The sequence below is a fragment of the Paenibacillus sp. An7 genome, from assembly GCF_009870785.1.
In the GTDB taxonomy this organism is placed as follows: domain Bacteria; phylum Bacillota; class Bacilli; order Paenibacillales; family Paenibacillaceae; genus Paenibacillus.
This window is the reverse complement of the sequence record NZ_WTWX01000014.1, coordinates 98841-108237: the sequence shown is the minus strand read 5'-3', so window position 1 is coordinate 108237 and position 9397 is coordinate 98841. Positions and strand designations below refer to the sequence as shown.

Here is a 9397-nt window from a genome sequence, read left to right as displayed (position 1 = left end):
TGCGCGGAAAATTTTGAGTATAGCTATTTACTACCACGCTCTACTGCCGGTTAGCTTAATGAGATATATGAGTCTAAATTAGACTCTCAAATAAAGACACCACTGAGCAATCATCTCAAGACATCATTAGATCTCAAAAATATGATCTATTTTGGCTAGGGCTAGAAAAAGTCAGCGAAACGGATGTTACTATAAAAGATATAAAGGTGGGTTCCGGAATTCGCTTCAAAGCCAAAAACGAACAATTGGATACCATGCCTCCTACTATTACTGCAAAAGAGATTCAAATCATTGATTCAAAATAAAACAGAAATAGATCAAAAAAGTCGTCAACTCTTTTGTAGCAAGAGAGAACTGACGACTTTTTTCATTACTAAAACCTTACGAAATCCCCTCTACTTTATCCTACTGTCACACATACATATATATATCTATATTTTATGTTATAATAGTCAGATTACGATTTACATATTCAAAAATGACTTATATATAGGAAGAAACAATCCTAGCGTACAGGAGGTACACACATGAATACTGAATCACAAGCACAAAGCAAATCGTTAAAAGATATTCCTTTCTCTATCCTTGACCTAGCCACCGTTACGGAAGGCTCTAACATCCAGACGGCACTACAAAATTCCTTGGATATTGCAAAACTAGCTGATGAAGTGGGGTATAACCGCTTCTGGCTTGCAGAGCATCACAACATGCCGGGGATCGCAAGTTCAGCTACTTCGGTTGTCATCGGCCATATCGCAGGTGGAACCAAACGAATTCGGGTTGGCTCTGGAGGCGTGATGCTCCCTAACCACGCTCCGCTTGTGATTGCTGAACAATTCGGTACACTCGAATCATTATTTCCTGGACGAATTGATCTTGGACTTGGCCGCGCGCCTGGATCTGATCAGCTGACTTCCCGCGCCTTGCGCCGGGGACCTGGCAGTGACGGACAAGATTTTCCGCAGCGTCTTGAAGAACTGCAGAATTACTTCCATCCGACATCGAGTTCGTCTATGCAAGTGCATGCCTATCCTGGACGTAACTTAGATATTCCGATTTGGCTGCTTGGTTCGAGCGGTTTCAGCGCAGAACTTGCCGCTAGAAAAGGTCTCCCGTTCTCTTTTGCGAGCCATTTCGCTCCAGATTACTTACTGCCTGCGCTTGATATCTACCGATCAAGTTTCAGACCATCTGAAGTGCTGGATAAGCCTTATGCTATGGTTGCTCTAAACGCTTTTGTTGCTGATACGGATGAAGAAGCTCATTACTTATCCACTTCACATAAAAAACAATTCCTAAATATGATCCGTGGACGCTTTGGACTCATGCAGCCACCGGTGAAAGAACTCGATTGGAACATGCAAGAGAAAGCGATCGTCCAAAATCAGCTCAGCTATTCGGTGATTGGCAGTAAGGACAGCGTTCGCGAACAACTGGAACGTTTCCTTGCTCAAACGGGTGCGGACGAGTTCATGATGACTACACCGATCTATGATCATGAGGCGAGACTCCACTCGATCAAACTGCTTGGAGAACTGATGAACAAATAATCTTCATTGCGATCAGAATCAAAACAATTCTATATAAAAAGCCGGAAGACGAAACTTTCATCGTTTCGTTTTCCGGCTTTTGGGTCATCCAACTTATTTACTGTTTTCTTTGGAGCTAACTTCTCTGTCTTGTGTTGTTTTCTTGGGCTTAGCTAAATTTTCTGCCATCTTCCGTCCTGTCGGCGTTTGGGCAAGACCGCCTTGCGCAGTTTCCCGGTGACGACTTGGCATCGCACTTCCCACTTCCAGCATCACATCGATCACTTCATCTGAAGGTATTGCACTTCTTACTCCTGCCAGTGCCATATCTGCGGCCGCCAGAGCAGTTACTGCACCTAAGCCATTACGAACAATACAAGGGATCTCAACAAGTCCTGCTACCGGATCACAGATCAGCCCCAGTGTGTTTTTCAGTGCAATCCCTACCGCATGAACTACCTGCTCAGGAGTTCCTCCGCGCAGCTCAACCATCGCACCGGCTGCCATTCCGATGGCCGAACCCACTTCAGCCTGGCAACCTCCTTCTGCGCCTGAAATAAAGGAGTTATTCGCAATCACATATCCAATCGCACCGGCACAAAACAGTCCATTTACCATATGTTCATCGCTCCAGCCAAACCGTTCTTGTGCACTAAGAAACACACCTGGAATAATCCCAGCGGAGCCGGCTGTAGGAGTCGCAACAATTCGCCCCATGGATGCATTCACTTCAGATACGCCGAGTGCATATGCCATGGCAAGAGCGGAAGCATCTCCCGAACAACTTTGATTACTTTGCAAGTAGTCGCGAACACGCTGACCATCCCCGCCAGTGAGACCGCTGCGGGAAGTTGTATCTTCCGTCATTCCTTTATGAACAGCTTGTTTCATAATCTCGTAATAATCAGCCATTTGCTGAACTACTTCTGTCTCAGAAGTGCCTGTTTCCTTCACTTGTTCTTCAATCATTAAGGTGCCAAGTGTCTTGTTTTCTTCGGTACAAATGGCATGAAGTTCTCTTAGATGTTTAAAACGCATCCTTATATTAGCCCCTTTTTCAAATCGATTACTTTACAATCCAGCACATGTGGAAGCTGAATAAGTTTTGTCAGCACCTCAGGACAAGGAGCGGTATCCAGCTCCATCGCAGTTAATGCTTCCCCCTCTCTTGCTTTTCGGTCTACCTGCATAAAGCCAATGTTAACTCCCGACTCACTGATGGTAGAAGTAACCGAAGCAATGACCCCTGCTTTATCAAGATGTCGAAGGACCAGCGCAGGGAAATCCCCCGTCAGCTGTACTCGGAAATCATTTAAATGAGATACGACGACGCTGCCGCCTCCAATCGAAGCTCCCATCATGTAACAGGTTTGATCATGTACCTTTAATTCAAATTTCACTGTATTGGGATGGGCAGCAGGAAGTCCGCTTGTCACAATCTCGTACTGCATGCCAAGCTTCTCTGCCCACTCTTCTGCATCAGGGATACGGGAATCATCGGTAGCCATATCCATTAGACCGCTTAGAAGAGCTAGATCGGTACCATGACCTTGAAATGTATCCGCAAAAGAACCATATAACGTCATTTTCGCTTCAGTAGGTTGTTCCCCAAGCCACTGCCGAGCAATTCGTCCAAGCTTAACTGCTCCTGCGGTATGGGAACTCGATGGTCCCGTCATTGCGGGTCCTATAATAGAAAAAACGTCTTTAAATCTCATGTTGTACTCCCCCAAGGTGCATATATTACACGTGAAGACCATAGGAACAAACAACCTGCAATCTCCCGCAAAAAAGGACAGAAGAAGAACATATCACTCTTCTCTGTCCTTGGTATTTGAATGTTTCGCCACTTACCAATATAGCAATATTCAGGTTAATTGAAACAAGTTGGCGGTGTCAATAATAACTCTAACATCCATCAACGAAGATATCCTCTACATGACTATCTGTCAATTCCTACTTATTTCACTTACTGTTCCCGCTGCATCTCCCTTCTATGCTGCATGCTGTTTCCTTTGTAATACATGAAAAATGACCCTACAGATGATATGGCAAAAGACCAAGGTCACCTATTCCAGGGAACCTTGGTCTTGCCATGTCTTCCTATCCATTTGAAATTGTTAACTATTAAAATCTATTTTAACCGAAACGTCCCATAATATATTCTTGAGTAGACTGGTTCGCAGGATTTGAGAATATCTTTTCTGTAACATCACGTTCAATCAGATTTCCCATGTAGAAGTAGGAGGTATAATCTGAAATCCGTGCTGCTTGCTGCATGTTATGAGTCACAATAACGATACGCAACTCTTTTTTAAGTTCTGTAATTAGCTCCTCAATCTTCCCCGTCGATACCGGATCAAGTGCAGATGCCGGTTCATCGAGCAAAAGAATTTGCGGCTCCACTGATAATGCACGAGCAATACATAGACGTTGCTGCTGCCCGCCAGATAGTGCCAGGGCTGAATCTTTGAGCCGATCTTTCACCTCATCCCATAGTGCTGCGCGGCGCAGACTTTTCTCCACAATCTCATCGAGCTGCTTCTTATTCTTCACTCCCCGATACTTGGGTCCGAACGCGATATTATTATAGATCGACTTATGAAAAGGATTCGGCTTCTGCCACACCATTCCGATTTGTTGGCGTAGTTTGATTACGTCAGTTCCCGGTGCATTCAGATCTTGTCCGTTCATCCATATATGACCTGTAACTCTAGCACCCGCAATCTCATCATTCATGCGATTTAATGAACGAAGAAAGGTGGATTTCCCGCATCCCGAAGGACCAATCAGTGCCGTTACCGTATTCTCAGGAAACTCCATACTGATTTTTTTTACCGCTTCTTTTTCCCCGTAAAAAACACTTAGATCCTCTGTACTAAATGGTTGTTGTGCCATTACAGCTGTACCTCCCTATATACAAAAAAACAATTAATCCATGCGTTTCGCAGCAGTCATTAGGCGATAAACAAACCGCCCAAACCAACGAGCGAATAAGTTAAATAGCAGAACCATAATCACGAGAACAGCAGAAGCACCCGCTGCGATCTCAGCAGCATCTGGTTTAAGCTGCTCACTATTTACCTTCCAGATGTGTACGGCAAGTGTCTCTGCAGGACGCATCGGATTCAGCGGAGATCTCTCACTGAAAGGATTCCAATTCGTAAAGTCGAGTGGCGGACTACTCATCCCTGCAGTAAACATCAGAGCAGCCGCTTCCCCAAAGATCCGGCCTGCTGCAAGAATCGTTCCTGTAATCATGGCAGGTAAAGCTACAGGAAGCAGAATGGAAGTGATAATCTTCCACTTTGATAACCCGAGGGCAAGTCCAGCCTCTTTTTGTGCTTTAGGAACCGAACGGAAAGCTTGCTCGGTTGTCCGAACCATAAGCGGCAGGTTAAATACGGCAAGTGCAAGTGCACCTGACAGCAAAGAAAATCCAAAACCAAATGTATTTACGAGAACCAACAAACCAAAAAGACCAATTACGATGGATGGAAAGGAGGATAATACCTCAACGACCAAGCGAATCATGTTAGTAATTCTACCTGGTTTCGCATATTCAGCCATATAAATACCAGCTCCCCAACCAAGCGGGATCGTAATGATCAGCGTAAGGATGAGAAGGTATATAGAGTTAAATAGCTGTGGTCCAATTCCGCCGCCAGCCCGTAAATTTTGTGGTTTGCTAGTTAGGAAATCCCAACTGATATGTCCAATTCCGCGGAAAATAATAAATCCAAGAAGACCTGCGAGAATAGCAACAATCGCAAGTGCAAAGGTAACGATAACCCCAGTAGCAATGCGATCTACTGTTTTCGGCTTCATCATACCCGATTTCTCCTTTCAAGCAAACGAACAAGTAATACAAAGATAAAGGTCATAAGAAGAAGCACAAGCGCCATACTCCATAGCGCATTATTATGAACAGAACCTGAAGCTGTATTTCCCATGCTAAGTGTAATTACACTGGTGAGTGTGGATGCAGATTCCAAAAGTGAATGTGGAACATGCGGTGCATTACCAATAACCATCTGTACAGCAAGTGCTTCACCAAAAGCCCGTGCCATTCCGAGAACAACGCCTGTTAAGAGCGCAGGCAGTACCGTAGGTATGACTACACCTGTTATCGTCTGCCAGCGGGTTGCACCCAGTGCATAGGAAGATTCTCTAAGACCACCAGGCAGAGAAGTAATCGCATCTGCCATAATACTCGTAATCGTGGGAAGAATCATAACGGATAACACAAGACAACCTGCTAAAATACCGACCCCCGTACCTCCAAAGATCGAACGGATCAGTGGAACAATAACGGTAAGTCCAACAAATCCATAAACAACCGAAGGAATACCAGACAAAAGTTCAATCGCTGGCTGCAGAATTCGCTTCCCTTTACCCGGTACAATCTCAGTCATGAATAAAGCGGCACATAATGCTAAAGGACTTGCAATCAGTGCAGCCAGAATCGTTACTGTAAAGGAACCTACGATAAACGGAAGTGCGCCATAGGCAGGTTCATCCCCTGTCGGATCCCAAGTCCCCGATGTAAAGAACTCTAGTGGACTTACTCCGTCTTTCACAAAAGTAGTTAAACCTTTGGAAGCAACAAAAAAGACAATCGATATAATAACTACAATAAGAAAGACTACACAGATGGACGTATATATTTTACCGATCCAATCTTCATAATAATGCTTTTCCCGTTTCGGGCGAGGTTTGTGCGCATGATCCGTGTTCGCTACACTCATCAAGAACCATCCTTTTTAAATCATTTTAGTATCATTCTGCATCTTATCTAAAAACCGAACGAAAGAGGTCGAGCAACAATTCAGCCCGCCTCTTATCGATCTATATCTCATTAATTAAAAATGGTACTCTACCTTATTTCTCGGTAATATTACCTTCCGCATCACGCACAACTTGCATTCCTTTAACTGGGATATAACCCAGGTCTACCACATAAGTGTCTTGAATTTCGTCAGACAACATGTAGTCGAGGAAAGCCTTCACTACTTCATTCGGATCACCATTGGTGTACATATGTTCATAAGCCCACACCGGATACTTACCAGATTCGATATTCTCTACTGTAGCTTCTATCCCGTTAAATTTAATGGCCGTGATACTATCATCGAGGTAGGACAGTGCAAGGTATCCGATTGCCCCTGGAGTTTCCGTAATGATTTTCTTAACAGTACCGGAAGAATCTTCTTGAATAGCTCCTTGCAAATCAGGTGCACTTTGACCTAGAGCATATTTTTCAAATGTAGCACGAGTTCCTGAACTTGCTGGGCGGTTAACGATAACGATTTTTTGATCTGCTCCGCCAACTTCTTTCCAGTTCGTGATTTTACCAGTGAAAATATCAACCAATTGGTCTTGAGTCAGGTCAGTAACACCTACATCTTTATTCGCTACAGCAGACATTCCTACAACAGCAACTTGATGGTCAACCAAGGTTTTTGCTTGATCCGCATCTAATTTTTCTTCTGCAAACACATCGGAATTACCGATATCTGCTTGTTTGTCAGCAACTTGAGTAAGTCCTGTTCCACTACCGCCGCCTTGGACTTGAACGGTAATGTCTTCATTTCCTTCTACTTCCATAAAATCTTGTCCAGCTTGATCAACCAACGGTTGAAGCGCTGAAGATCCAACAGCAAGAATGGAACCACTTAATTTTGTTCCTGTATTATCTGTATTTCCAGAACCGGCCGTATCTGAGCCAGAACCGCAAGCGGCTAGTACGACAGTCATTGCGAGTGTTGTCACTAGTAAAGGAAATTTCTTTGCTTTCTTGAACATGTTAGGTTGTCCTCCCCCAAATTGTGTGTGGCGTTTATTTGTTTACCACGTTTTGACTATATGTTTATTGTAAAACCGGTGCATCAATATAAAATTTATGTTTTGTAAACTTGTTATTAAATATATATATATTTTATCTATGGGTTGATATAATTAATCTATAGCAGAAAGATCGTACAGTGTGTATTTACCAGATGTTTACTATTCAATCGTTTTTATCCCTTTTAGCTACCGTGTATGTAAAATGACTAAAGCAGAAGTGAGGTACCACGCCATGAATATAAATGTAATCAAGTTTCAAATCCTCGTTCTCATTGATCGCTACAATAAAGTAACGGATGTCGCTAGAGAACTTCAAATGAAGCAGCCAACGGTATCTTTTCATATGAAAAGCTTAGAGAAAGACATGGGCGTCCCCATATACATTGCTCAGCAAGGAAGAATGATGTTAACCGAGGCAGGAAAGGCGATCCTCCCTCATGCCAAACAAATCCTTGCACTTACCGATACGGTTAAACGAACGGTTCAGCAATTCAGTTCGCTTGGACAAGGGGATGTTCTCATCCATACCGATTCACTTGCCGCTGAAAATGTGCTGCCTGAGGTGATGAGTCGTTTCGCTTCAGAGTATCCAGGAATTACAGTGAGAAGCAGCTTAATTGAAGATTCGGCTGGAGAAGGAAATACAGAAGATTCTTTTCTACTTGCACGTACCGAAAAACAGCCCCTCTCTCAGGAACCGGAATCGAGCGATTATGTATTATTGCAGCAAGATCAGCTCGTGCTTGTATCAGCAAAAGATCATCCTCTGCTAATGAGCGATTCTGTAAAACCCAGTGATCTCTCTCAAATCTTATTCGTTGACTATGAAAGCCAAGGGTTACTTGATAAATACACAGAACAATTTACGGAACAAACTAATATTCATTTGTGGAAAAGGATATCTGCGGCTACACCGCAAGCAGCGCTGAAGACCGTCTCTTTAGGGAATGCGTTTACCTTTTTACCTGCGAGTATGCTCTCCTTCACCTCAGCCAATATCAGCTCGATGCCGATTCCAGGTTTAGAAGAACAAGATACTAGACTCTGCACCTATTTATATAGAAGAAAAGATTTATCACCCGCTGCTTCTGCATTATGGAACTTCATTACATCCTGATGCACCCATCCCACTTGCGGTTCATATATATGACCATAGGCTATGAACCAATATTCGGATTGGGAGTTGATTGTTTTGTCTTTTTCTACCTTTCCTATACCTGCTCCACTGACACCTGGTCAGGGAGGAAGTGCTCCGCTTCAATCTTTATTAGGATCCATAAATATCGGGAGTTTAACTGCTACACCGGGTGCGACGCAGGCCGTTCCTGCAAACCTTCTCGGGTCGCTGCCTTCCCCGCCATACCAAGCTTTGCAGCATTATCAATTGTTAACTTCTAATCCAGCGCAGGCCCAAACGCTTGTAGCACAATCCGGTCAGCAAGCGGGCCCCGGCGGATCACCTTGGCAGATACCGGGCGGGGGTGGTTTTCCTGGCGGGTTCCCTGGTGGCGGACCGGGTAGTGGTCCGGGCGGCGGGCCAGGTGGTGGGCCAGGCGGTGGGTTCCCCGGCTTCCCAGGTGGAGGTCCTTTTGGTCCCTTAGGTCCTGCCCCAGGAATGGGCGGCCTTTTGGGTCCGGGCGGCCTTTCGAATCCCGGCAATATCCTCGGGAATATTTTGCCGGGTCTTGGTGGACCCAGGGAGGAAGATAACGAGGCGGAACTTACCGAATCGGATTCAGAATCTCAGCTCGCCGAATATCGTAGTGCACGGTTCCCTTGGTCGCTCCCATTCTGTACAAATCGCTGGGCCGTCATCATTACAGGCCCTAACCCTTTTAATCTCACTGTTCGTTTAGGGGTTGTACTCTTCACTAATCCGGCGGTAACTGTGTTCCTGCAAACGCAGCCCTATCCAATCATTCAAGCATTTCCTACATGGCAAATTTTATATATTCAGTGCTTCTAATCATCACAAAAAACCTTGCCTCCATACGGGAGACAAGGTTTTTATTCTTGTTACT

General features: G+C 44.5%; 9 protein-coding genes. 3 read left to right on the top strand and 6 right to left on the bottom strand.

Annotated features, from left to right (window positions below; translation table 11 throughout):
• Positions 1 to 527 precede the first annotated feature (527 nt).
• A complete protein-coding gene (locus GQY27_RS15580; RefSeq protein WP_160036027.1) occupies positions 528 to 1550 on the top strand; it encodes an LLM class flavin-dependent oxidoreductase in 1023 nt (340 codons plus the stop codon).
• 93 nt (positions 1551 to 1643) lie between these two features.
• Here GQY27_RS15580 and sdaAA read toward each other — a convergent pair whose 3' ends face one another.
• The 6 genes from sdaAA to GQY27_RS15550 all read right to left on the bottom strand — a co-directional run bounded on the left by sdaAA (position 1644) and on the right by GQY27_RS15550 (position 7334).
• Entirely contained in the window at positions 1644 to 2567 is a 924-nt protein-coding gene (gene sdaAA, locus GQY27_RS15575; RefSeq protein ID WP_160036025.1) for an L-serine ammonia-lyase, iron-sulfur-dependent, subunit alpha, read from the bottom strand.
• A gap of 2 nt (positions 2568 to 2569) precedes the next feature.
• On the bottom strand, positions 2570 to 3247 hold the full coding sequence (sdaAB, locus tag GQY27_RS15570; protein ID WP_160036023.1) for an L-serine ammonia-lyase, iron-sulfur-dependent subunit beta: 678 nt from the start codon (positions 3245 to 3247) through the stop codon (positions 2570 to 2572).
• A 421-nt stretch (positions 3248 to 3668) separates the two neighbouring features.
• On the bottom strand, positions 3669 to 4427 hold the full coding sequence (pstB, locus tag GQY27_RS15565) for a phosphate ABC transporter ATP-binding protein PstB (RefSeq protein WP_160036021.1): 759 nt from the start codon (positions 4425 to 4427) through the stop codon (positions 3669 to 3671).
• Between the two features lie 33 nt (positions 4428 to 4460).
• Positions 4461 to 5357, bottom strand: a complete 897-nt coding sequence (gene pstA, locus GQY27_RS15560) for a phosphate ABC transporter permease PstA (RefSeq protein WP_160036059.1) — start codon at positions 5355 to 5357, stop codon at positions 4461 to 4463.
• Entirely contained in the window at positions 5357 to 6277 is a 921-nt protein-coding gene (gene pstC, locus GQY27_RS15555; RefSeq protein ID WP_160036019.1) for a phosphate ABC transporter permease subunit PstC, read from the bottom strand. The genes pstA and pstC overlap by 1 nt, the downstream gene beginning before the upstream one ends.
• A gap of 133 nt (positions 6278 to 6410) precedes the next feature.
• Positions 6411 to 7334 carry a phosphate ABC transporter substrate-binding protein PstS family protein gene (locus GQY27_RS15550; RefSeq protein WP_160036017.1) on the bottom strand — a complete coding sequence of 308 codons (924 nt, stop codon included), beginning with the start codon at positions 7332 to 7334 and terminating at the stop codon, positions 6411 to 6413.
• Between the two features lie 274 nt (positions 7335 to 7608).
• Here GQY27_RS15550 and GQY27_RS15545 point away from each other — a divergent pair, with 274 nt between their 5' ends.
• Both GQY27_RS15545 and GQY27_RS15540 read left to right on the top strand, forming a co-directional pair.
• Positions 7609 to 8493 (top strand): LysR family transcriptional regulator, encoded by an 885-nt coding sequence (locus GQY27_RS15545; protein ID WP_160036015.1) that lies wholly within the window; start codon positions 7609 to 7611, stop codon positions 8491 to 8493.
• A gap of 75 nt (positions 8494 to 8568) precedes the next feature.
• Positions 8569 to 9342: a hypothetical protein gene (locus tag GQY27_RS15540; protein WP_160036013.1), complete on the top strand. Its 774-nt coding sequence runs from the start codon at positions 8569 to 8571 to the stop codon at positions 9340 to 9342.
• The last annotated feature ends 55 nt before the right edge of the window (positions 9343 to 9397 follow it).

What these genes read in the sequence shown, in the direction of transcription:
- GQY27_RS15580 (WP_160036027.1), top strand. Translation starts at nt 528, where the DNA reads ATGAATACTGAATCACAAGCACAAAGCAAATCGTTAAAAGATATTCCT.
- sdaAA (WP_160036025.1), bottom strand. Translation starts at nt 2,567, where the DNA reads ATGCGTTTTAAACATCTAAGAGAACTTCATGCCATTTGTACCGAAGAA.
- sdaAB (WP_160036023.1), bottom strand. Translation starts at nt 3,247, where the DNA reads ATGAGATTTAAAGACGTTTTTTCTATTATAGGACCCGCAATGACGGGA.
- pstB (WP_160036021.1), bottom strand. Translation starts at nt 4,427, where the DNA reads ATGGCACAACAACCATTTAGTACAGAGGATCTAAGTGTTTTTTACGGG.
- pstA (WP_160036059.1), bottom strand. Translation starts at nt 5,357, where the DNA reads ATGAAGCCGAAAACAGTAGATCGCATTGCTACTGGGGTTATCGTTACC.
- pstC (WP_160036019.1), bottom strand. Translation starts at nt 6,277, where the DNA reads ATGAGTGTAGCGAACACGGATCATGCGCACAAACCTCGCCCGAAACGG.
- GQY27_RS15550 (WP_160036017.1), bottom strand. Translation starts at nt 7,334, where the DNA reads ATGTTCAAGAAAGCAAAGAAATTTCCTTTACTAGTGACAACACTCGCA.
- GQY27_RS15545 (WP_160036015.1), top strand. Translation starts at nt 7,609, where the DNA reads ATGAATATAAATGTAATCAAGTTTCAAATCCTCGTTCTCATTGATCGC.